24 protein-coding genes are annotated in these 20,971 nt (G+C 63.7%); 14 read left to right on the top strand and 10 right to left on the bottom strand.

The window, feature by feature from the left end; all coding sequences use genetic code 11:
- The 4 genes from pqqC to QCE73_RS26135 are packed head-to-tail and all read left to right on the top strand — an operon-like array spanning position 1 to position 2,951.
- Positions 1-747 (top strand): pyrroloquinoline-quinone synthase PqqC, encoded by a 747-nt coding sequence (gene pqqC / locus QCE73_RS26150; protein WP_309884230.1) that lies wholly within the window; start codon positions 1-3, stop codon positions 745-747.
- Positions 744-1,052, top strand: coding sequence for a pyrroloquinoline quinone biosynthesis peptide chaperone PqqD (gene pqqD, locus QCE73_RS26145; RefSeq protein ID WP_238293435.1), 309 nt, complete (start codon positions 744-746; stop codon positions 1,050-1,052). Before pqqC ends, pqqD begins: the two co-directional genes overlap by 4 nt.
- A 4-nt stretch (positions 1,053-1,056) precedes the next feature.
- A complete protein-coding gene (gene pqqE, locus QCE73_RS26140; protein WP_309884229.1) occupies positions 1,057-2,253 on the top strand; it encodes a pyrroloquinoline quinone biosynthesis protein PqqE in 1,197 nt (398 codons plus the stop codon).
- A complete protein-coding gene (locus tag QCE73_RS26135) occupies positions 2,250-2,951 on the top strand; it encodes a response regulator transcription factor (RefSeq protein ID WP_035506831.1) in 702 nt (233 codons plus the stop codon). Before pqqE ends, QCE73_RS26135 begins: the two co-directional genes overlap by 4 nt.
- Here QCE73_RS26135 and QCE73_RS26130 read toward each other — a convergent pair.
- A complete protein-coding gene (locus QCE73_RS26130; protein ID WP_035506972.1) occupies positions 2,879-3,901 on the bottom strand; it encodes an ATP-binding protein in 1,023 nt (340 codons plus the stop codon). The genes QCE73_RS26135 and QCE73_RS26130 overlap by 73 nt on opposite strands.
- A 175-nt stretch (positions 3,902-4,076) precedes the next feature.
- Between QCE73_RS26130 and QCE73_RS26125 the strand changes: the two genes are divergently transcribed.
- On the top strand, positions 4,077-6,425 hold the full coding sequence (locus QCE73_RS26125; protein ID WP_309884228.1) for a TonB-dependent receptor: 2,349 nt from the start codon (positions 4,077-4,079) through the stop codon (positions 6,423-6,425).
- 53 nt (positions 6,426-6,478) lie between these two features.
- Here QCE73_RS26125 and QCE73_RS26120 read toward each other — a convergent pair whose 3' ends face one another.
- The 3 genes from QCE73_RS26120 to QCE73_RS26110 all read right to left on the bottom strand — a co-directional run bounded on the left by QCE73_RS26120 (position 6,479) and on the right by QCE73_RS26110 (position 10,488).
- A complete protein-coding gene (locus tag QCE73_RS26120) occupies positions 6,479-7,540 on the bottom strand; it encodes a beta-propeller fold lactonase family protein (protein WP_035506835.1) in 1,062 nt (353 codons plus the stop codon).
- 172 nt (positions 7,541-7,712) lie between these two features.
- Positions 7,713-8,240, bottom strand: coding sequence for a DUF3280 domain-containing protein (locus QCE73_RS26115; RefSeq protein WP_051627096.1), 528 nt, complete (start codon positions 8,238-8,240; stop codon positions 7,713-7,715).
- A gap of 52 nt (positions 8,241-8,292) precedes the next feature.
- On the bottom strand, positions 8,293-10,488 hold the full coding sequence (locus tag QCE73_RS26110) for a SulP family inorganic anion transporter (protein WP_309885261.1): 2,196 nt from the start codon (positions 10,486-10,488) through the stop codon (positions 8,293-8,295).
- Between the two features lie 244 nt (positions 10,489-10,732).
- Here QCE73_RS26110 and QCE73_RS26105 point away from each other — a divergent pair, with 244 nt between their 5' ends.
- The 3 genes from QCE73_RS26105 to QCE73_RS26095 all read left to right on the top strand — a co-directional run bounded on the left by QCE73_RS26105 (position 10,733) and on the right by QCE73_RS26095 (position 12,031).
- Positions 10,733-11,056 (top strand): hypothetical protein, encoded by a 324-nt coding sequence (locus QCE73_RS26105; protein WP_187605335.1) that lies wholly within the window; start codon positions 10,733-10,735, stop codon positions 11,054-11,056.
- Positions 11,053-11,439, top strand: coding sequence for a VOC family protein (locus QCE73_RS26100; protein WP_309884227.1), 387 nt, complete (start codon positions 11,053-11,055; stop codon positions 11,437-11,439). The genes QCE73_RS26105 and QCE73_RS26100 overlap by 4 nt, the downstream gene beginning before the upstream one ends.
- Before the next feature lie 343 nt (positions 11,440-11,782).
- Positions 11,783-12,031, top strand: a complete 249-nt coding sequence (locus QCE73_RS26095) for a hypothetical protein (protein WP_035506842.1) — start codon at positions 11,783-11,785, stop codon at positions 12,029-12,031.
- Positions 12,032-12,048: 17 nt separating this feature from the next.
- On the opposite strand, the gene QCE73_RS26090 is transcribed toward QCE73_RS26095, so the two are convergent.
- Both QCE73_RS26090 and QCE73_RS26085 read right to left on the bottom strand, forming a co-directional pair.
- Positions 12,049-12,636, bottom strand: coding sequence for a DnaJ domain-containing protein (locus QCE73_RS26090; protein WP_309884225.1), 588 nt, complete (start codon positions 12,634-12,636; stop codon positions 12,049-12,051).
- An 88-nt stretch (positions 12,637-12,724) separates the two neighbouring features.
- Entirely contained in the window at positions 12,725-13,033 is a 309-nt protein-coding gene (locus tag QCE73_RS26085) for a hypothetical protein (RefSeq protein WP_309884224.1), read from the bottom strand.
- Between the two features lie 100 nt (positions 13,034-13,133).
- Between QCE73_RS26085 and QCE73_RS26080 the strand changes: the two genes are divergently transcribed.
- The 3 genes from QCE73_RS26080 (at position 13,134) to QCE73_RS26070 (ending at position 15,865) form a co-directional block, all read left to right on the top strand.
- On the top strand, positions 13,134-13,682 hold the full coding sequence (locus QCE73_RS26080; RefSeq protein ID WP_309885260.1) for a phosphonate degradation HD-domain oxygenase: 549 nt from the start codon (positions 13,134-13,136) through the stop codon (positions 13,680-13,682).
- Between the two features lie 92 nt (positions 13,683-13,774).
- Positions 13,775-15,184: a DHA2 family efflux MFS transporter permease subunit gene (locus QCE73_RS26075; RefSeq protein WP_238293453.1), complete on the top strand. Its 1,410-nt coding sequence runs from the start codon at positions 13,775-13,777 to the stop codon at positions 15,182-15,184.
- Between the two features lie 105 nt (positions 15,185-15,289).
- The gene (locus tag QCE73_RS26070; protein WP_309884223.1) at positions 15,290-15,865 is read left to right on the top strand and encodes a transglycosylase SLT domain-containing protein; all 576 of its coding nucleotides are present in this window, start codon (positions 15,290-15,292) and stop codon (positions 15,863-15,865) included.
- Between the two features lie 103 nt (positions 15,866-15,968).
- On the opposite strand, the gene QCE73_RS26065 is transcribed toward QCE73_RS26070, so the two are convergent.
- Positions 15,969-16,334, bottom strand: a complete 366-nt coding sequence (locus QCE73_RS26065) for a hypothetical protein (protein WP_035506860.1) — start codon at positions 16,332-16,334, stop codon at positions 15,969-15,971.
- Positions 16,335-16,429: 95 nt separating this feature from the next.
- On the bottom strand, positions 16,430-16,735 hold the full coding sequence (locus QCE73_RS26060) for a hypothetical protein (RefSeq protein ID WP_309884222.1): 306 nt from the start codon (positions 16,733-16,735) through the stop codon (positions 16,430-16,432).
- A gap of 410 nt (positions 16,736-17,145) precedes the next feature.
- Between QCE73_RS26060 and QCE73_RS26055 the strand changes: the two genes are divergently transcribed.
- Complete coding sequence (locus tag QCE73_RS26055) at positions 17,146-17,619, top strand: hypothetical protein (protein WP_035506862.1); 474 nt, start codon at positions 17,146-17,148, stop codon at positions 17,617-17,619.
- Positions 17,620-17,824: 205 nt separating this feature from the next.
- On the top strand, positions 17,825-18,328 hold the full coding sequence (locus QCE73_RS26050) for an Mpo1-like protein (protein ID WP_309884221.1): 504 nt from the start codon (positions 17,825-17,827) through the stop codon (positions 18,326-18,328).
- Here QCE73_RS26050 and rarD read toward each other — a convergent pair whose 3' ends face one another.
- The gene (gene rarD, locus QCE73_RS26045) at positions 18,329-19,306 is read right to left on the bottom strand and encodes an EamA family transporter RarD (RefSeq protein ID WP_035506867.1); all 978 of its coding nucleotides are present in this window, start codon (positions 19,304-19,306) and stop codon (positions 18,329-18,331) included.
- A gap of 373 nt (positions 19,307-19,679) precedes the next feature.
- Here rarD and egtD point away from each other — a divergent pair, with 373 nt between their 5' ends.
- Positions 19,680-20,648, top strand: coding sequence for an L-histidine N(alpha)-methyltransferase (gene egtD, locus QCE73_RS26040; RefSeq protein ID WP_035506987.1), 969 nt, complete (start codon positions 19,680-19,682; stop codon positions 20,646-20,648).
- A 1-nt stretch (position 20,649) separates the two neighbouring features.
- Here egtD and QCE73_RS26035 read toward each other — a convergent pair whose 3' ends face one another.
- Positions 20,650-20,946 (bottom strand): acylphosphatase, encoded by a 297-nt coding sequence (locus QCE73_RS26035; RefSeq protein WP_035506870.1) that lies wholly within the window; start codon positions 20,944-20,946, stop codon positions 20,650-20,652.
- Positions 20,947-20,971: the final 25 nt, after the last annotated feature.

Below are 20,971 nucleotides of genomic sequence, written 5' to 3'. Positions count from 1 at the left end.
ATGTTCGACCCGATGCTCAACCCGACCACAGGCCCGATCTTCACGAACGTGAAGGACGATGGACCCGCGTGGACGCGCGAGGAATTCGAAGCGCAGTTGCGCGCGAAGGGCACGGCGTATCACATCCATCATCCGTTCAACGTGACGATGAACAGCGGCGGCTGCTCGAAGGAACAGATACGCGGCTGGGTCGCGAACCGTTTCTACTATCAGATCAACATTCCGCTCAAGGATGCGGCGGTGATGTCGAATTGTCCCGATCGCGAAACGCGCCGCCGCTGGGTGCTGCGCATTCTCGATCAGGACGGCTACGGCGATCAGCCGGGCGGCATCGAAGCATGGGCGCGTCTTGGCGATGCAGTGGGTCTTTCCCGCGACGATCTGTGGTCGCTGAAGCTCGTGACGCCGGGCGTGCGCTTCGCCGTCGATGCCTACGTGAACTTCGCGCGGCGCGCGCCGTGGCAGGAATCGGTGTGCTCGTCGCTTACCGAAATGTTCGCGCCGCAGATTCACAAGGATCGGCTCGCGACATGGCCCGAGCATTACACATGGATCGAGCCGGAAGGGCTTTCGTATTTCCGCTCGCGCGTGTCGCTCGCCCAGCGCGATGTCGAGCACGGGCTCGAAGTGACGCTCGCGCATTTCACGACGCGCGAGGCGCAGCAACGCGCGCTCGACATCCTGCAATTCAAGCTCGATATTCTCTGGACCATGCTCGATTCGATCGAAAAGGCGTTCCCGCAATGAGCGACACGAATCCGACTCAACGCAAGCAGGAAGCGGTCGAAGCGCCCGACGACTCCCTGCATCCGAAACTGAAACGCCTGTTCCGGCTGCAATGGGAGCCGGCGCAGGATGCGCACGTGCTGCTGTATCCCGAAGGCATGGTGAAGCTCAATCAAAGCGCCGCGCAGATTCTTCTGCGTTGCGACGGCACGCGCGATATTCCCGCGCTCGTCGCGGATCTGGAGCAGGCGTTCAATGCGAACGGCCTCGGCGACGACGTGCGCGCGTTCATCGCCGGTGCGCGTGCGCGCGGCTGGCTGGAGTAGCGTCATGACCGACTTGTCCGAACCGATCGCGAAGCCCGAGCACGAAGGCGCGCCGATAGCGCCGCCGCTGTGGCTGCTCGCGGAGCTGACGTATCGCTGTCCGCTGCATTGCGTGTTCTGCTACAACCCGGTGAACTACGCGGACCACACGCGCGAGCTCGATACCGATCAATGGATCGACGTATTGCGTCAGGCGCGTGCGCTGGGCGCGGCGCAACTCGGATTCTCGGGCGGCGAGCCGCTCTTGCGCGACGATCTCGAAACGCTCGTCGGGGAAGCGCGCAAGCTCGGCTTCTATACGAACCTCATCACGTCGGGCATCGGTCTGACGGAGAAGCGCATCGCCGCATTGCAGGAGGCCGGGCTCGATCACATCCAGCTTTCGTTTCAGGATTCATCGCAGGAACTGAACGACTTTCTGTCCAGCACCAAGACCTTCGACTACAAGAAGCGCGTCGCGAGTCTCATCAAGGCGTACGGCTTTCCGATGGTGCTGAACTGCGTGCTGCATCGCTATAACCTGCCGCATATCGGACGCATCATCGATATGGCGCTCGCGATGGGCGCCGAATATCTCGAACTCGCGAACACGCAATACTACGGCTGGGCCCATGCGAACCGCGCGCAGCTCATGCCGACGAAAGCGCAACTCGACGAAGCCGAGGCGGTCGTCGAGCGCTATCGCAATGAGATCGGCGACAAGTGCAAGATCTTTTTCGTCGTGCCCGATTACTACGAGCGCCGGCCCAAGCGCTGCATGAACGGCTGGGGCTCGGTGTTTCTCGGCATCGCGCCCGATGGCGCCGCGCTGCCCTGCCACACCGCGCGCTCGCTGCCGGGCCTCACGTTTCCGAACGTCACCGAGATGCCGCTCAAGGACATCTGGTACGAGAGCGATGCGTTCAATCGCTTTCGCGGTTTCGGCTGGATGAAGGAGCCGTGCCGCAGTTGCGACGAGAAAGCCATCGACATGGGCGGCTGCCGCTGTCAGGCGTATCTGCTGACGCAAGACCCCGCGAATGCGGACCCGGTGTGCGACAAGTCCCCGCATCACGAGCGCGTGATCGAAGTGGTCCGCGCGGCAACGGCAAGGCAGGAACCGCAGGAGCAACCCATCATGTTCCGCAACGATGCGAACTCGAAGCGCATCGCGGCCCTCGCTCGCGATAATGGTTCAGAAGAAGGAGAAGACAAGCCATGATTGCCGATATCTCCGTGCTGCTCGTGGACGATCACGCCGTCGTGCGTGAAGGCTACAAGCGTCTGCTCGAACTGAGTCCGGACGTGAACGTCGCGGGCGAAGCGGCGGATGCCGCCGAGGCGTATCAGAAGTTTTGCGCGTTGCAGCCGGATGTCGTCGTGATGGATCTCGCGCTGCCCGGTGCGAGCGGCATCGAGGCGATGCGGCGCATGCTGGCGCGCGAGCCGCATGCGCATGTGCTCATCTTCAGCGTGCACGAGGAAGCGATCTTCGTGCGGCGCGCGCTCGATGCCGGCGCGCGCGGCTATGTCACGAAGGCGAGCGCGCCCGATGTGCTCGTGGAAGCGGTGCGATCCGTCGCGCGCCGCGCGTGCTATCTGAGTCCGGATATATCGCAGGCGCTCGCATTACGCGCGACGATTCAGGAAGGGCCCCCGGGACGGCAACTATCCGCACGCGAGTTCGAAGTGCTGCGTCTGCTGGTGCAGGGTTACACGCTGCCGAGCATCGCGGAGAAGCTGGGCCTGAGTCAGAAGACGGTCGCGAATCATCAATCGGTGATCCGGCAGAAATTCGGCGCGGACAACGGCGTGCAGCTTGCTCAGATCGCGAATCGCCTGGGCCTTCATTTCGCCGATTTCGCGTCGTCGGCTGCTGCTTCGTTCGGGCCCGAAGTCGGCAACGGCAGCCCCGCCTGAGCCGGCACGCGCGCGCAAAAAAGGAAGCCGCCGCCCGGCTCGCTGGCGATATGAAACTCTCCGCCGAGCGCTTCGACGCGCTCGCGCATGCCGATCAGTCCGAGCCCTTCGCGCGGTTTCGCGAGATCGACGCCCGGCCCGTCGTCGGCCATCGTCACGACGATTTCCTGCGGCGCGCGCGCCAGATAGATCTCCACGCGTGAGCGCCGCGCGAACTTCGACACGTTCGTGAGTCCTTCCTGCACGAGCCGATAAAGCGTGATGTTGAGCGCATCGCTCAGATTGTCGAAGTCGCCTTCGACTGCGAGCGTGAACGTCGCATCGGGCAAACGCTCGCGCCAGCCATCGACGCAATGTTCGAGCGCGGTCGGCAAGCCGAATTCATCGAGCCCGATGGGACGCAGCCTGCGAATCATCCCGCCGATCTCGCGATACACATGCGCCGCGCTTTGCATCAGCGACAGCGACAGCCGATGAACCTCCGCCTCGCGTCCCGCCGACAGATCGCGGATGCGCCCCGCATCGAGCGACATCGCGTTGAGATACTGGCCGAGCTCGTCGTGCAGTTCGCGCGCGAGATGGCGGCGCTCGGTTTCCTGCGCGGCGAGCGCCTGACTCGCGAGCCGCCGGTTTTCCGCAAGCAGATGCTCGGCCTCTTCCTCCAGCACGCGTCGCCGGCGCACTTCCGACTGCGCCTCGCGATAGCGCCGCCATGCGAACCACGCGAAGCCGATCGCGAGCACGACGAGCGTCGGCGGCAGTTCGTCGAGCTGAAAGCGCTCGGCGCTGCGCGTCAGGCGAAACGCGTACTCGCTGAAATCGAACCGTGCGAAGAGCGCGCCGGCGACGAGCGTGACCGCGATCACGCAGGCCAGATCGCGCCATGCCGGCGAGCGCGGCGCGCGACGGTCTGCGTCTTTCGCGAGAGAGGGCAGGGATTCGGATGGCATCACGGAATGCATTCTACGCACGGGGTCATCGTGCTGCGGGGTAGCCGGAGCGCGATTGGGAGCGCTTCCCTGCAAGATCGGGAAAAGCTCCCGGTCCACGCGTTCATTCTTATGCGACGCTTTCATTGAAAGAAACAAAATCGAAGCGTGGATCGAAATATAAGAGGAGACGACGATGAAGAGCATGCCGCGCTTGCCCGCGCCCGCGCATCCGTTCAAACCCCGAGCAGGGATGCGGCTCGTATTCGGCGGCGCGTTCGCGAGCATCACGGTGGCCGCGTGGGCGCAAACGCCGCCTTCCACCGATGCGGCCGAAGCGCCGCCGGCAGCCTCGGCAACGCAGGCGCAAACGCCGCCGAACACGGAGCTGCCATCGATCATCGTTGTCGGGACTACCCCGCTCGTCGGCGTCGGCACGCCGCTCGAAAAAGTGCCGGCGAACGTGCAGACCATCAAGGGCTCGGAGATCGAGGCGCAGCATTCGCCCACGATCGGCAATTACCTGGAGAAGAACGTCGTCAGCGTCGATACGAATGACGCTCAGGGCAATCCGTGGCAGACCGACATCAACTATCGCGGCTTCACCGCTTCGCCGCTGCTCGGCACGCCGCAGGGTTTGTCGGTGTTCATGGACGGCGTGCGCATCAACGAGCCTTTCGGCGATGTCGTGAACTGGGATCTGATTCCGCAGGCCGCGATCCAGACCATGCAGATCATCCCCGGCTCGAACCCGACCTTCGGCCTGAACACGCTCGGCGGCGCGGTCGCCGTGACGACCAAGAACGGTCGCAGCAATCCGGGCGGGAATGTGGACGTAGGCTTCGGCTCGTTCGGGCGCAAGTACGCGCAGATCGAGCAAGGCGGCGTGATCGGCGATCATCTGGATTACTACTTCACCGCGAACATCACGAACGACAACGGCTGGGCCGATCACAATTCGAGCCGCATCCGCCAGGCGTTCGGCAAGATCCGCTACACCGATGCCGACACGACCATCTCCGTTTCGATGGGCGGCGCGGACAACACGCTGAACGGCTCGCAGACGATCCCGCGCTCGTTCATGGACAACTTCCGCCAGGCCTATACGTTCCCCGACACGAACGAAGACCAGGTCGGCTATCTGACGATCAACGCCGAGCATTACTTCTCGCCGAACGTGCAGTTGAGCGGCAACGTGTACTACCGGCACTATCGCAACAAGAACGTGAGTTCGAACGTCAACGACGATTTCGATCCGGACGGCGACGATGCCGACGACCTCTCGCCGGCCTGCAACGATCAGTCGGGCATCGAGACGGACACCTACCGCGCGAGCCAGCACCTCACGCTGCTCAACAATCTCTTCGGCCATGACAATCAACTGGTCATCGGCGCGGCGGGCGACTTCGCGAATTCGCACTTCAGCCAGGCCGAGCAGCCGGCCACGTTCGAAGACAACCGCGCGACCATCGGCACCGGCCCCTTCGTGCCGACCACGGACGCGAAGACGCACAACTCGAATCTGGGCATCTACTTCGAGAACACGTTCTCCTTCAACGAGCAATGGTCGATGACGCTCGCCGGCCGCTACAACTGGGCGAAGGCGACCATCGGCGATGAAAGCGGCGTGCAGCCGCTGCTCGATGGTAACCACACGTTCTCGCGCTTCAACCCGGCTGTCGGCTTTAACTGGAATCCGACGCCCTACTTCACCGCCTACGCGACGTATAACGAAGGCATGCGCTCGCCGACCGCCATTGAACTGGCGTGCGCGGACCCGGCCGCGCCCTGCTCGCTGCCCAACGATTTCATCGCGGACCCGGACCTGAAGCCCGTGATCTCGAAGACCTTCGAGATTGGCGCGCGCGGGCGTATCGGCAGCCATACGCAGTGGAGCGCCGCGGCCTACAGCACGACGCTGACCGACGATATCCAGTTCGTCAGCAGCCAGGGCGCGGCGAGCACGCTCGGATATTTTCAGAATGTGGGCAAGACGCGTCGGCAAGGCTTCGAACTCGCGGGCCGCACGCAATGGGGACCGGTGGGCGTCGCGGCGAGCTATAGCTATGTGAACGCGACCTATCGTTCGACGTGGACCGAGAGCAGCGCGAGCAATTCGAGCGCGGACGACGACGGCAACATCACCGTGCATTCGGGCGACCGCATCCCGGGCATTCCGGCGAACACGGTGAAGATGCGCGTGGACTACAACCCGTTCGCGCGCTGGAACATCGGCGCGAATCTCACGTATCGCAGCAACATCTTCGCGCGCGGCGACGAGAACAATCAGGACGTGAACGGCAGCGTCGCGGGCTATTTCCTGATCGACCTCGACACGACCTACAACGTGACCAAGCAGCTACAGGTCTATGCGACGGTGAAGAACCTGTTGAACAAGCGCTATGCGAACTTCGCGATTCTCGGCGAGAACTTCTTCGACGGACCCAATCACACGTTCAACAACGGAGCGACGGTGAACGAGCAGTTTCTCGGCGTGGGCGCGCCGCGCGGCATCTGGGTGGGGATGCGTTACGCGTGGAAGTGAAAGCGAAATGGCCGCACGCGCGGCCATTTCGCCGATCTGAACCACGCTTCCGCTCAACGCCCGACGATCGACCCCGCGCTCGGCGGATACGTGACGATGCCCCACGCGAGCGGCAGATCGCCGATCTGCTTGACCTCCTTGTAGTCCGAGCCGTCGAGCACGTAGACCGCGTTCGAGCGCCCGCACGCGAGCAGCAGCTTCGAGCCGTCCGGCGTGAAGCTGAAGTGCCAGCAGCGCTGACCGACGGGCACATCCTGCACGTGCTCGTAGGTCGAGCCGTCGAACACCTGCAAGGTCTTGTCGCGCGACGCCGCAACCAGGAGCCGCTTGCCCGACGGATCGAACGAGACGCCGTACGGGCCCGTTTTCGTATCGACGGTCTTCACGGTCTTAAGGCTCTTGCCGTCGAGCACGACGAACTTGTTCGCGTTTTCGAGCGTGACGACATATTGCTTGCCGTCGGGCGACGCCTTGATGCCGCGCGGACGCGAGCCCTTGTCGAGCTTCACCGTGCGCACCGGCTTGCCCGTGCCGACGCGATACACCGACACCGTGTCGTCGCCCTCGTTGGTCACGAGCATCAGCTTGCCGTCGGGCGAGAACTCGACGCCCTCCGTCTCGTGGCCGCTCTTGACCGAATGCGTGACCTTCATCGTCTTCAGATCGACGATGGCGATTTCGGCGGGCGGCGAGTTGGCGTCGTCATCCTTTTCGGGTTCGCCCGGCTTCGGCGGGCCGCCGCTTTCACCCGGCTCGTAGGTCACATACGCGTAGCTGCCGAACACGCGCACGAACTCCGGGTTCTTGCCGATCTTCACGCGCTGCACGACCTTGCCCGTCGATGTATCGATCTCGGACAGGTCGCTCGTCGCCTTGTTCGCCACGTACAGACGCGTGCCATCCTTGTTCAGCGAAAGGCCGCGCGGGCCGTCCTTGCCGACATCCCAGGTTTTCGAGAGCGAGAGGCTGTCGAGATCGATCACGCCGACTCCGGCGTTCTCGGTCGTCACGTAGGCGGTCGGCGCGGCGGCGTGCGCGAGGCTCGCGGCGAGTGCGAGCGATGGCGCGAGCACCGACGCGCAGGCGATGCGCGCCGCCTTGAATCTGACTTGCATGGTCGTCTCCAGCGGTTTCGTTTGGCTTGTTCGAGTTCACGGGCGCACGCGCGCGGCGCATCGCACGACGCGCGTGACTGCAAATCCAACTTAGCTTAATCGGCGCCGCCGTGGCAACGGCATCGGCCGGGAGAAATTCCCGAATTCGGCGGGGAAAGCCGCATTGCGGGATTCAGCGCGTCGCGGACGGATCGCTTGCAAGGAGATCGACGAGCGCTTTCGCCCCGCGCTTCCAGGAGAGATCGGTGTTGCCGCGTATGTCGACCGAGCGCTGAAAGAGCATCGCGCCGCTGTCCGCATCTTCGACACGCAGGTTCATGTTGAGAATCAGGTTGCTGATCTTCTGCACCCAGCACACGCCGACGCGCGACGCGCCCAGCTCTTTCGCCACACGCCGTTCGCAGCCGTTGCACGCGTTCATGTCCTGCGTGCTTTTCAGCGACGCGATCAGATCGCTCGCCCGCGCATTGTCGGCGACGCGAAAAAGCGCGCGCTCGCGCAGGTCGTCGCGCAACGCGCCGCTCACGACCGCAAGGCGCTCGGTCTGAATGCGATCGATCTCGGCGTCGTTGTAGGCGGCGTTGTCGTCGATGAGCGTGCAATCGAGCATCGCGATCGATTGCGGCGCCTGCTGCGCGAACGCACCGCTCATGAAGAAGGCAAGCGTGATCGCGAGCATCGCGCGAAACGTGGGGATCATGATCGTGGCCTCGTCGATGTGCCCTTCAACATACCGGTCGATGAAGCAACGATCAAGAGGCCGCGCGCAGCGCTTCATCCGCGACGGCGAGCCGCGAAGCCATCATCTTCACGACGAAGCGATGCCATTCCTGCGCGGTCAGGGGATCGTCGAGTTCGAGCTTGCGCAAGGCGGCGAGCGTGAGACGCCGCAGACGCGCGGGCTCGTCGGCGAAGACATCCGCGCTGCGCGGCGCGTTCGTGTACACCGCCATTTCGCCGATGATCGTCCCCGGTCCGAACGAGCGCAGCCTCACCGAGCGGCCGTCCGCGAGCGGCAGCGACACCGTCACGCGCCCTTCCTCGACGATATAGAGCGCATCGCCCGCATCGCCGCGGCGAAAGAGCGCCTCGCCCGCGCCGATATCCCACACGTCGAGCAGATCGGCCAGCCCTTGCAGCGCGCGCGCCGTGAAGTGCGGCGCGAGCATCGCCCGAAAATCGCCCGCCGGCACGCGCGGTTCGAGCGCGTGCGTCAGCTTGGCGAGCTGCTGCGCTTCGATCCATTCGAGGCCCGCATCGAGCGTGTCGAACTCGCGGATGCCGAGCGAGAGCGCGCCGGTACGCTTGAGCAGCGCGCGCGAGTTGCGCGGCAGCGCGGTCAGCACGAGATCGGCGCCGATCGCCGCGCACGCCTGACGCAGCTTCACGAACGCGAGCGACACGGAGGCGTCCATGCCGTTGGTCCAGCCGAAATCGAGCACGACATGCCTGACCGGACGCGGCCCATGCGAGCGAATGCGTTCGCGCACGCGTTGCAGCATCGAGTTCGCCGAACCGAAGAAGAGAAAACCTTGCAGGCAGACGCCGCAGATTTCATCGCCGCGATCGATCAGAAAGCGCGTCTCCTCGATGCTGCGCTCGACATTCGACGTGCGCGTGCGGCCGTCGAACTCCATGCGCACGCAACCGGCGCGTCCGTAGAGCAGCGCGAACGTCACGCACGCCGCGACCACGCCCGCGACGACGCCCGCGATCACGCCATAGAACGCGATCACCGCGAGAATCAGCGGCACGAGCAGATATTCGTGCCACGTGAGCTTGCGATACGCGCCGACGAGCCAGTCCATCATGAGCCGCAGGCCCATGTAAATCTGCATGCCGACGAGCACCGGCACCGGAAACAGCGAGACGAGATCGGGCGACGCGATCAGCACGAAGAGGCACGCGAGCGCGGCGAACACGCCCGCCGCGCGGCTCGTTGCGCCGGCGCGCGCGTTGAGCATCGAGCGGTTGTACGACTGATAGCCGACCATCCCGCCGAGCAGACCGCTCGCGATATTCGCGAGGCCCGCGGCGCGCATCTCGCGGTTCAGGTCGATGTCCTGTCCGGTGGCCGCGCCCATCGCGGTCGAGTTCATGATGATCGTGACCGCCGACACCGACGTGACGATGAGCGTCTCGGGCAGATGCGCGACGATCGCATGCCAGTCGATCTCGCCGCGCGCAAGCGACGACGGCAAATGCAGCTCGGGAATATGCAGCGCGTGCGTCGGCACATGCTGGAGCAGAAGGCCCATGTCGCGCGCATCGTCGGGCGAGATGCCGGCGACGCTTAGCAGCACATAGAAGAGCGCGATGCCGATGGCGAGCGTGATCGGCAATGCCGCTGCGTGCCGCCAGGTGCGGGCGAGGATCGTGGCGAGCGCGCCGACGAAGAGCGCGGGCGCCCACGCGAGCCAGTGCAGTTGCAGGAGCCGCGGCAGCGCGTGCCAGTCGAGCGCGACACCCGTCAGCACGCGAAACGCGCCCGCGATCAGCAGATAGCCGGTGCCCGCGAGAAAGCCGCCCATCACGGGATAAGGCAGGAATTGCAGCGAGCGGCTGCGCCTGGATGAACCGATCGCGAAGAGAATGAGCCCCGTCACGAGCGAGCACAGCGCGATGGCGACGAGCACCGTCAGCAGGATTTGCGTCGGCGACCCGCCGTTCGCGCGCACGCTGCTCGCGACGCCCGCCGCGACACCGACCAGAAACGCGGTCGCATTGCTGTCCGGCCCGCCGATGTTCATGCGCATCGAGCTCGTCAGCGCGATGACGAACGCGGTGACGATGCAGCTTACGAGCGCGGTCGGGACGCCGAGTTCGGCATAGCGCGCGAGATCGGCGCTGAAGATGAGCGTGCCGAGGCTCATCGCGTAGCACAGCATCATGAGCGTGGACACGGTGCCGGCGGTGACGTCGCCGACGAGCGCGGCTGCGCGCGGCATGGCGCGCGCGAGAACCGTGCGATGTGTCGTAGCTGGCTTCACGGCGCCTCCCGGAGCGGGAAAACGGCAGACGTATACGCGCGAACGCAAAGCGCGCCGAAAAGTATCCGCTGCGCGCGAAGACGATGTCAAATCTATGTGAGCACGCTTTTCATCTGACGTGAACGCCCTTCGCGGTAGATTCATCGCGCCAACTGGAGTAACGTTAATCGACGCGAGCGAACACTACACCAAGGAGGCGATCATGCCTGACGATCCCGCTCAGTGGCACGTTTTCGACTACGAAGGTTTCGAGATTCACGTGCAGCCGCAATTGAAGCCGACGCCCGAACACGCGGCGGCGGGCAAGGCGGATCGCTACGTGTATATCGGACATGTGTGCCGGCCCGGCGCGAATGCGGACATACCCGGCGAAGCGGTGCATTTTCACGCCGACGGCGAAGACGCCTACAAGAGCGCGCAGGATGCCGTCGATGATGCGCGGCATATCGGCAAGAGCATCGTCGATGGCACGCATCCCGATCTTTCGGTGCTGCCGCTCGTGTCGCATCAACATCATCCGGGATGACGAACGAAAGCATCGCATCGCCCGATGACGACGCGCACGTCGCAGGCCTGAGCGCGATCACGCTCGCGACGCACGACATGGCGCGCGCGGTGCGCTTCTATGAAGCGCTCGGCTTGCGCATCCTGCATGGCGGCGCGAACGACGCCTTCACTTCGTTCGCGCTCGGCAGTTCGTTTCTCAATCTCACCAGCGAAACACACGGCCCGATTCAGTTCTGGGGCCGCGTGATCATCTACGTGTCCGACGTGGACGCGTTCTACCGGAAAGCGCTGGCGCACGGCATAAAGCCGCAATTCGCGCCGCGCGATGCGCCCTGGAACGAGCGCTATTTCCATCTCACCGATCCCGACGGCCACGAACTGAGCTTCGCGCGTCCGCTCTGATAAACACGCACACGCACAGGCACGACATTCGCTTTACAGCGAGTGACGGGTAGCGTACGCATCGGCCATTTCATATGACCGATCGCGCACATACCCCGGCATCGCGTTGCACGACGATGAGTTCACGGCGTTACGCGTTTTTCATGAACGGGGCATGGCGGAAGGCGCGTGAAAGTTCGCTGTTGCTATTTCGCAAAAACGGGCACTGCTCTGAATTCAAGGCGTAGAGTTCAAGTGCTTTATGAAGAACGTGATGCGTTGCGGCAGGGTTTTCATGGATTAGGGCTTTAAACATCGGCAGGTTCGGCCGTTAACCCTTCTATGAATGCCGCAGGAGACTGAAATGAAAAACGCGAATGAGCGGTCCCTTCGTTACCAGGTCGAAAAATGGCTCGCGCCGGGCAGCATGCCGGTGCATGTGAGACAGTTCAGCCGCACGCGTGCCGACAGGCGTCGTTATGTGTGCGTCGAAGCGTTGCACGGCGCGGCGGCGAGAGCGCTGTTCTTCTTCCGTCACGATGACGGTCACTGGTGCGTCTACCCGCCCGCACCGAAGCAAAGCAACATGCGTAGTGAAAGGCTCGCGGCCTGATCTTCCGCGTCGCGCGATCAGAAACGAAGGTTGTTGAGGAACTGAAACCACATCGCGCCGAGCGGATTCGCTGCATCGGCGCTGACAGGCTCCTTCTCTTCCTTCCTGTTCGTTGCAGATTCTTCCTCTCGTTCCTTATTCTCTTCTCTGGCTTGTCGCGATTCATGCAGCGCAATTGCGCTGTCCGCGATCTGGCGCGCCACGGGTTCCTCGCACTGCGCACCGAGCAGCACGCCGAACACGACATCGCGGTTATGGCCTTGCGATGCAAAACGCATCGCGAGCGATACGCGCTCCGCATAGAGCGCCTCGCGTGCCTCTCGCTCCTTCGCCTCACGTGCCTCGCGCTCGGCTTCTTCCTGGCGCACGCGTTCTTCCCAGCGACGCATCTCGTCGGCATAGATGCGGTCGTAGACCTCGCGCTGCGCGGGGTCGGACAGAATTGCGTAGGCTTCCTTGATCTCCAGGAATTTCGCGCGGGCGGTGTCTTCGTTGCCCACGTTGCGATCGGGGTGGCAGCGCATCGCGGCCTTGCGATACGCGCGCTTGATTTCTTCTTCGGTGGCGTGCTCGTCCACGCCGAGCGTCTGATATAGCGTTGCCATCTTGCCTTCGGTGGATACGGATCGCCGATCATCGTAACACGCTAAAAACGGGGCCCTTTCGCTGGATGCGGCATTGCAACACGAGCGGCTAACGGCCTGTGATCCTGCCGCCGAGCACGTCGTACATGGCGCGTGCAGGCTTCAGATAGCGGGAGATGTGAAGGCGGATATTGACTACCGCCAGCACGAAGATCGCGAGCGTGATCAGCAGATAATCGCGCCGCTCGGGCACGACGTGATAGCGCGTATGCAGCAGCACGAAGACGATCCACACGAACGCCGGCGCATGCAGCGTCCAGTGGCGCTGAGCGAATTGCCACGCGAGGCGACGCACGTCGCGGCGTGCGGCGCGATCGAGTCCGGCGAGTTCGGGGCGTCGGCTGAAGTAGAAAGGCATGGTCGAATCGATTCTGCGCGTGGCCATCGTCGCGTCACACAATCCTGCGATGATGGCGCGTTGTCCCGCTTCAGCATACCCGCTCGACCCTTTCCTTACGATGGTGCTTACACTCGACGATATCCGGCATCTCTTCGACAAGCACGGCTCGATAGCCTATAGCGGCGAGCCGGTCACGCAGTTGCAGCACGCATTGCAGAGCGCCGCGCTGGCCGAAGCGGCGGGCGCGAGCCACGAGCTGATCGTCGCGGCGTTGCTGCACGACCTCGGGCACCTGCTGAATCTGCAGGGCGAGACGCCGAGCGAGCGCGGCATCGACGATCTGCACCAGTACTACGCGCTGCCCTTCCTGCGCCCGCTCTTTTCCGACGCCGTGCTCGAACCGATTCGTCTGCACGTCGATGCGAAGCGCTGCCTGTGCGCGATCGATGCGTCGTATCACGCGCGGCTGTCGGCGGATTCGGTGCGCAGCCTGCAACTGCAAGGCGGCGTGTTCGACGATGAAACCGCGCAAGCGTTTCTGGCAAAGCCCTACGCACAAGACGCCATCGCGTTGCGCCGCTGGGACGATGAGGCGAAGGACGCGCATCGCGTGACGCCTGCGCTGCCGCATTTCATGGAGATGGCCGCGAGCATCGCGCTCAGTTAGCCGCCGAGCCAGCGGGCACGCCCGTTTGCGGATCGCGCTAGACTGTGCGCCATGCAAATCCTCCCATTCGGCGCGCGAGCGAGCCACGCATCGTGAAAGGCGGCAACTTTCGCATCACCGCCGCCGTCGTCGCGAGCGCGCTCTTCATGCAGAACATGGACGGCACGATCGTCGCGACCGCCATCCCGACGATGGCCCGCGATCTCCAGGTCGACCCCGTCCATCTTTCCAGCGCGATCACCGCGTATCTCGTCGCGCTGACCGTGTTCATCCCCGCGAGCGGCTGGATCGCCGACCGCTTCGGCGCGCGCCGCGTGTTCATGTGGGCGATCGCAACTTTCACGCTGGCGTCCGTCGCGTGCGCCGCCGCGATGAATCTGCCGCAACTGCTGGCCGCGCGCGTCGTCCAGGGTCTCGGCGGCGCGATGATGGTGCCCGTCGGGCGCCTGATCCTGTTTCGCGGCGTCAAGCGCGAAGAGCTTCTGCTGGCGACGACGTGGCTCACGATGCCCGCGCTCGTCGGTCCCTTGCTCGGGCCGCCGCTAGGCGGCTTTCTCACCGACGCGCTCTCGTGGCGCAGCATCTTCTGGGTCAACGTACCGGTTGGCATCGTCGGCCTGTGGCTTACCTGGAAGCTGCTGCCGCCGTCGCCGCCCGAGGATCGGACGTCGCCCGATCTGCGCGGCATGCTGCTGTCGGGCGCATCGCTCAGTCTCTTCATGATCGGCATCGAGAGTGCGGGGCGCGGCGTGCTGCCCGTCGGCGTGCCGTGGATCTGCGTCGCGGTCGGGCTGCTTCTGTTTCGCGTGACGGTGCTGCATTGCCGCCGCGTACCGAATCCCGCCATCGACTTCTCGCTGCTGTCGATTCCGACCTTCCATGCGGCGACGGTCGCGGGCAGCCTGTTTCGCGCCGGCGCGGGCGCGCTGCCCTTTCTCGTGCCGCTCACGTTGCAGACCGGCTTCGGCTACAGCGCGACCGCGAGCGGTCTCGTCACGTTCGCGAGCGCGCTCGGCTCCTTCTGCATGCGTCCGATGACGGCGCTCGCGCTGCGGCGCTTTTCGGTCCGCACGGTTCTGTGCACGGGCAGCGTCGTGTTCGCGGCCGTGTTGCTCGTCTGCTCGACGATGTCGCAAGCCTGGCCCGCCGTCGCGATCTTCCTGCTGCTTCTGCTCGGCGGACTCGGCCGTTCGCTCAGTTTCGCGACGATGGGCGCGCTCGCCTTCGCCGATGTGCCCAAGGCGCGCCTCGCCGCCGCGACCTCGTTCCAGGGCACGGCGCAGCAGTTGATGAAGGCGATCGGCGTGACGGTCGCGGCCGGCACGATCCAGGCGACGATGCTCGTTTCCGGCAGCGCGCACACCGAGCGCTGGCAACTCGCGTGCGGATTCATCGTGACGGCGCTCGTCGTGCTGGCCTCGTTGCCGATGTTCGCGCGGCTCTCGAATGATGCGGGCGAAGGCATTTCAGCGCCCTCGGCGAAGCGCGCGGAACGCACGTAATTCATTCCGATGCGCGAAGCGAAACATCATATTTAAGACAAGTGCATGATCCACAAGGATTTTTTATGCGGCTATAATGCGATTCCGCTTTGATCCGTGAGTCCGATGCGCCGTTTCCTTCCTATCTTTGCCGCCCTGACCGTAACGCTGAGTGCAGCGCAGCCCGCGCTCGCGCAGGAAAACCCGGTCGCCGCAAGCGACGCGGCCGCAGAGTCCGCCGCTCAGGCGGACCCGAAGACCGAGCAGGCGAGTCACAAGATTTCGGAAATGCTCACGCGGAAATTCGGCGTGGCGCGGGAAAAGGCGCAGACCATCGCGGCGGCGGTGATGTCGTCGGCGTCGAAATATTCGCTCCCGCCGGCGCTCCTGCTCGCCATCATTTCGATCGAATCGCGCTTCAAGGAAACGGCCAAAGGGCCGAACAATGCGACAGGTCTGATGCAAGTGGTGCCGTCGGCACACAAGAAGCTCGTGCGTAACGTCGATCTCACCGACCCGGAAGACAACATCGAAACCGGCTCGGCAATCCTGCACGGCTACGTGAAGTCCGCGCAAGGCGATGTCGATGCCGCGCTGAAGAGCTACGGCGGATCACGCGCCTACGCCGAAAAGGTCAGCTTGCGCGTCAAGACGTTCGAGCCGGCTGCATCCGTGGATGCGGCATCGGCGAGCGGACGATAACGCCTCGTCAAGCTACGCGCGCCGCCGCCAAGCGGATGCCGGTTCCGCCTCTCGATGACGCCACGGCGATCGCACCCGCAAGCGCGCTGACATCGTTTTATATTTAATAGGCCTTCTGGTTGCCGCTGCCGTCCGACTTCATGCCGCCGGAATTCATGTTGCCGTTATTCGGCGCGCTGCGCTTCACGGTGCCCTGATCCTGGCTCATGCCGTTGGTCGCGTCGTTGCCCATGCCGCTCTTCACGCCGGTGCCGGTCGAGCCATCCGCCGCACCGCCCACGCCAGCGCCGCCCATACCGACTCCGCCGCCCTTGCCGCCCGCCGCCGAGCCTGCACCCGCCGAACCATTGCCGCCTGCGCCCGCCGAGCCGCCTGCCGCGCCGCCACCACCGCCCGCTTGCGCATAGACACCGCCGGACAGGCCCAACACCAGCGCGGAAACAACCAACTTCTTCATAGTCGCGTTCATTGCAAGTCTCCCTGATTTGCGTATCGGTCGTTGCGCATTGAATGCAACGACCGTGTTCGCATTAGCGCAAGGGACGTGCCGCGCCCGACACTGGATCAATAGCCGCACGGCACGTACGCGCCACGGTAGTTGTCGTAGCAGTAGCCGGGCGGTTGCGCAGGTTGTGCATAGACCGGTTGCGCATACGCGGGTTGCTGATAGACGGGCTGCGCATACGTGGGCTGCGCACTCGCCACCGACGTCACCAGCGCGCCGAGCACCGCGCCGCCGATCAGCGCACCGACGATCGCACCGCCATCCCCGCCGCCGCCACGATGACCGCCGCCGTGTCCGTGCGCCGACGCCTGGCCTGCCACAGTCACACTACCGATCATCAACAAGACAAGTGCTGCGCGTTTCATGAGCTTCTCCATTTCCCGTTTGGCCGGGTTTATGGAGATCATCTTAAGCAGACAGCTAAGAAATAACTGCAGCAGTTGGTAACCGTGCATTTCAACGATTACAAATTGCGCGTTGGGAAGTCGCCTTGGGAAGAATTCGATTCGGATACCGAACTTCCCTAAGCACCGTTACAAATGGAATTGAATTCGCGAAACGGTAACAGCTTTTCCGACGCAGTCGGTAACGCGCTTCGACTTCGATGAAACGATGCAGCCGCTTTTACCGCACGCAGTTTCATTTGCTCGCCACTGGTTACCGTTTGTCACCAGAACGACGTCAACTGGATCGATGGGCGCGGCGTTTTCATCGTCAACGCGGCGCACTGCGTGCCACGTGTCCTCAAAGAAAAGATCAAAGGGAGTTTCAAACCATGAAGAAGATCGTCGCTGCTCTCGCATCCGCCATGCTCGTCACCACCGTATTCGCGCAGACCGCCGCAACCGATGCCGGCAAAGCGCAATTGAAGGCAAACAACGAAAAAGCCGAGGCTCAGGCAACCGCCAACAAGAAGAAGGCCGATGCGCAGCACGATGCCGCGAAAGCGCAGGCATCGGCGAACGAGGACAAGGCATCGGCGCAAGCCGACGCCAACAAGGAAGCCGCGAAGGTAGCGCAGGCGACCACGCCGGAACAGGCTTCCGACGCCCGCGGTGATGCCACCAAGGCACAGGCGAAAGCCAACAAGAAGAAGCACGCTGCACAAACCAAGGCAGACAAGAAGAAGCAGGACGCAGCGAAGGATGCCAACGTGGCGCAAGCGAAGGCCGATAAGGAAAAAGTCGAGGCGCAAAGCGACGCTAACAAGACGGCCGCCGATGCGAAGGTGGACGCGGCGAAGAAGTAAGGGAGGCCAGCGTCATCGCATCGCGCACTGGGCATTGCACATAAACAATCCGGTGCGTTCGATTCAGGCGAGCCTTCGGGCTCGCCTTTTTGCATTTCCTTTGGTCCAACGTTTTCCATGCGACTAAAGGAAATGCTCTACTTGCCGATATCGACGAGCGGCTTATCATTCGTGAATTAAAAGAACACGAACGGAGACGCCCGACATGCGCACGCTGACCGATCAGTTGTCGCAGTACGCCGAATATCACCGTGACCGGCGCAACATCGCCACGCACTTCATCGGCATTCCGCTCATCGTGCTCGCGATCGCCGCGTTGCTGAGCCGTCCCGCATGGCCGGTATTGTCGGGCGCGTTTCTGCTCACACCCGCGTGGGTGCTGTTCGCGCTCGCCACGCTCTACTATCTCTGGCTCGATGTGCCGCTCGGCATCGGCATGGGGATCGTGTCCGCGTTGAGCGCGGCGTTCGGGCAGTGGGCCGCATCGCAAACCACGTGGAGCTGGCTCGCAATCGGCACCGGCATGTTCGTGATCGGCTGGGCGTTTCAGTTCGTCGGGCATGTGCGCTATGAGCATCGCAAGCCGGCTTTCGTCGACGATATCATCGGCTTGTTGATCGGGCCGCTCTTCATTCTCGTCGAGCTGATGTTCGGCCTCGGCCTCATGCGCGATCTGCACGATGCCATCGAAACGCGCGCCGCGCGCTGATCAGTCCACGCGCTCGATTTCCTCCGCGACGGTTTCATGCTCGACGCTCGCGTGATGCTCGCTCATCGGCAATGCCTGCTTGAGCGACCGCTCGCGCATCAGCAGACGCGCGCTATGCACGCCAGTCAACACGACGGCGATCCAGATCGGCACATAGGTGCCGAGTTGCCGCGCTGAAAACGGCTCGCCAAGTAACAGGACAGCAACGCCGACGAGCAGCACCGGTTCCACGTAGCCGAGAATGCCGAAGAGCGCGATCGGCAGATGACGGCTCGCGCGCAAGTACGACGCGAGCGCGATCGTGCTCAACGCCCCGAGTCCGGGCAAAAGCAGCAGCCCGAGACGCGGCTCGCCCGCGACATCCGCGAACGAGCCGCGCACGACCAGCATGATCGCGGCGACGGGCGCAATCAGCATGATTTCGACGGCGAACGACACGAGCGGATCGGCATTGAGCCGGCGGCGCAACACGAAGTAAGGCGGATAGCCGAGCATCACGACGAGCGTCGGCCACGCGAACGCATGGGTGATCACCAGCTCATGCGCGACGCCCACGGCCGCCGCGGCGACGCCCGCCCACTGGAAGCCGTCGAGACGCTCGCCGTAGTGGAAGCGGCCGAGCAGCACCATCGCGAGAGGCAGAAGGAAATAACCGAGCGATACTTCGAGCGCGCGGCCGTGCAGCGGCGCCCAGAGAAAGATCCACAACTGCACGCCGAGCAGCGCGGCGGCAATAGCGAACGCCAGCAACAGTTGCGGCGTTTTGGCGAGCCTCGCGACGAGCGCGCATAATTGCGGCCAGCGCTTGCGCAGCGCAACGAGCGCGAGCGCGCCCGGCAATGTCCACACGATTCGCCACGCGAAGATGTCGAGCCCGTCGAGGGGCGCGAGCCATTTCGTATAGCCGGACATGAGCGCGAAGAGCGCGGAAGCGGCTACGGACAGCGCGATGCCGCGCCCCAGGTCATGCTGATTCATCGAAAGAGGCGCTACGCGCTGAAGGTGACTGCAAGCCGAACGAAACTTGAACGCGCATTCTAACGGTGCACGCGCGCAATTTTCAAAACCCGCTTCAATCGAAATTCCCGGACGTGCCCGCTTTTTGCTTCCTTCATGCTTCGCATTTCCGCATGAACTCCGCTGCCTGATCGCTGTCACTTGCGGTTGTCTTTAGCCGGTCACGATGATCGGCGACCCTTGTCGGTCCGGCATTTGCCGGTCCGGTCCCGAAGTCCGGGCGGCGCCGCGTACGAACATCCGCCGCTCACGTCATTGCATCCGCAGCAACACGCGCCGTGCCGTCATGTTCGACGATGGCACGCGAAGAAAACGCCGCATCGATGGAGACGTCATGACTCAACCTGCCTTGTCGCCCCGCTTTTCCAACGCCTTCGCAGAGGCCGTGTACGTAGGACTCAGCAAGCGTCCGCAGAAAGAACTGCCTTCGATGTATCTGTATGACGAAGTCGGCTCGGCCCTCTTCGAAGTGATCACCGCGTTGCCCGAATACGGCGTGACGCGCGCCGAAGAACGCGTGCTGAAGGCTCATGCGGCGGACATCGTCGCGGCCATGCCGGGCGATATCCAGGTCGCCGAACTCGGCAGCGGCAGCGGCCGCAAGACGCGCCTCATTCTGGAGGCGCTGTGTAAAAAGCAGCCCACCGCTTACCATCCGATTGAAATTTCTCGCACCGCCTTGCAGTTGTGCCGACGCGAATTGAGCGATATCGAGCGCGTGTCGATCGTCGGGCACGAGCGCGACTACCTCGCGGGATTGTCCGAAGTCAGCGCGAAGCGCAAGGACGGCGAAAGGCTGCTCGTGCTGTTTCTCGGCAGCACCATCGGCAACTTCGCGCGGCTCGCGGCGACAAAGTTCCTGCGCTCGATCCGCGGCATGCTCCAGCCCGGCGACGCGCTCTTGCTCGGCACCGATCTCATCAAGCCGCTGCCGGTGCTCGTCGCCGCGTACGACGATCCGATCGGCGTCACGGCCGCGTTCAATCTGAACATGCTCGCGCGCATCAATCGCGAACTCTCCGGCGACTTCCCGCTCGACGCCTTCGAGCACGTCGCGCGCTTCAATCCGGATGCGCGCAGCATCGAAATGCACTTACGCGCGAAGCGTGCGCTGTCCGTGCGCGTGCGCGGCGCGGACCTGCGCGTCGAGTTCCGCGAAGGCGAGACGATCTGGACGGAAAGCAGCCACAAATATGCGGCCGATGAAGTCGCGCCGATCGCCGCCGATGCGGGCTTCGAATGCACGCATCAGTGGCGCGACGAGGAATGGCAGTTCGCGGAGAGCCTGCTGGTCGCGAAATGATTCAGTGCTGCTCGAAGCGCTCGTAGCGCTTTTCGATGTGGCGCTCTTCGCTGTGGAAATCGGTGACGCGGGCATGCGGCGGCCCGCGTCGCAGCCATTCGAGCATCAGATCGACCTGATTGGCCGCGCCCTGCACGATCGCTTCGACGGAGCCGTCGTCGAGATTGGCGACCCAGCCGCGCACGCCGAGCGCATGCGCCTTTCTGACCGTGTAATGCCTGAAGCCGACGCCCTGCACGACGCCGCGCACCCGCACGTAATAGGTTTCGATTCTCGTATCCAGATCCGGGCCTGGCATCGTGCTCACTCCTTTCAGATGTCGA

Origin of the sequence: Caballeronia sp. LZ029 (assembly GCF_031451275.1) — a bacterium.
Classification (GTDB): Bacteria; Pseudomonadota; Gammaproteobacteria; order Burkholderiales; family Burkholderiaceae; genus Caballeronia; species Caballeronia jiangsuensis.
This window is presented reverse-complemented; position numbering and strand designations above follow the sequence as displayed.

Coding starts and splice junctions, on each gene's coding strand:
- QCE73_RS26130 (WP_035506972.1), bottom strand. CDS start 3,901: ATGCCATCCGAATCCCTGCCCTCTCTCGCGAAAGACGCAGACCGTCGC.
- QCE73_RS26060 (WP_309884222.1), bottom strand. CDS start 16,735: ATGAAACGCGCAGCACTTGTCTTGTTGATGATCGGTAGTGTGACTGTG.
- QCE73_RS26050 (WP_309884221.1), top strand. CDS start 17,825: ATGCGCACGCTGACCGATCAGTTGTCGCAGTACGCCGAATATCACCGT.
- QCE73_RS26135 (WP_035506831.1), top strand. CDS start 2,250: ATGATTGCCGATATCTCCGTGCTGCTCGTGGACGATCACGCCGTCGTG.
- QCE73_RS26070 (WP_309884223.1), top strand. CDS start 15,290: ATGCGCCGTTTCCTTCCTATCTTTGCCGCCCTGACCGTAACGCTGAGT.
- pqqE (WP_309884229.1), top strand. CDS start 1,057: ATGACCGACTTGTCCGAACCGATCGCGAAGCCCGAGCACGAAGGCGCG.
- QCE73_RS26115 (WP_051627096.1), bottom strand. CDS start 8,240: ATGATCCCCACGTTTCGCGCGATGCTCGCGATCACGCTTGCCTTCTTC.
- QCE73_RS26095 (WP_035506842.1), top strand. CDS start 11,783: ATGAAAAACGCGAATGAGCGGTCCCTTCGTTACCAGGTCGAAAAATGG.
- QCE73_RS26100 (WP_309884227.1), top strand. CDS start 11,053: ATGACGAACGAAAGCATCGCATCGCCCGATGACGACGCGCACGTCGCA.
- QCE73_RS26090 (WP_309884225.1), bottom strand. CDS start 12,636: ATGGCAACGCTATATCAGACGCTCGGCGTGGACGAGCACGCCACCGAA.
- QCE73_RS26085 (WP_309884224.1), bottom strand. CDS start 13,033: ATGCCTTTCTACTTCAGCCGACGCCCCGAACTCGCCGGACTCGATCGC.
- QCE73_RS26080 (WP_309885260.1), top strand. CDS start 13,134: ATGGTGCTTACACTCGACGATATCCGGCATCTCTTCGACAAGCACGGC.
- QCE73_RS26110 (WP_309885261.1), bottom strand. CDS start 10,488: ATGCCGCGCGCAGCCGCGCTCGTCGGCGACGTCACCGCCGGCACCGTG.
- egtD (WP_035506987.1), top strand. CDS start 19,680: ATGACTCAACCTGCCTTGTCGCCCCGCTTTTCCAACGCCTTCGCAGAG.
- QCE73_RS26065 (WP_035506860.1), bottom strand. CDS start 16,334: ATGAACGCGACTATGAAGAAGTTGGTTGTTTCCGCGCTGGTGTTGGGC.
- QCE73_RS26105 (WP_187605335.1), top strand. CDS start 10,733: ATGCCTGACGATCCCGCTCAGTGGCACGTTTTCGACTACGAAGGTTTC.
- pqqD (WP_238293435.1), top strand. CDS start 744: ATGAGCGACACGAATCCGACTCAACGCAAGCAGGAAGCGGTCGAAGCG.
- QCE73_RS26125 (WP_309884228.1), top strand. CDS start 4,077: ATGAAGAGCATGCCGCGCTTGCCCGCGCCCGCGCATCCGTTCAAACCC.
- QCE73_RS26120 (WP_035506835.1), bottom strand. CDS start 7,540: ATGCAAGTCAGATTCAAGGCGGCGCGCATCGCCTGCGCGTCGGTGCTC.
- QCE73_RS26055 (WP_035506862.1), top strand. CDS start 17,146: ATGAAGAAGATCGTCGCTGCTCTCGCATCCGCCATGCTCGTCACCACC.
- pqqC (WP_309884230.1), top strand. CDS start 1: ATGTTCGACCCGATGCTCAACCCGACCACAGGCCCGATCTTCACGAAC.
- QCE73_RS26035 (WP_035506870.1), bottom strand. CDS start 20,946: ATGCCAGGCCCGGATCTGGATACGAGAATCGAAACCTATTACGTGCGG.
- rarD (WP_035506867.1), bottom strand. CDS start 19,306: ATGAATCAGCATGACCTGGGGCGCGGCATCGCGCTGTCCGTAGCCGCT.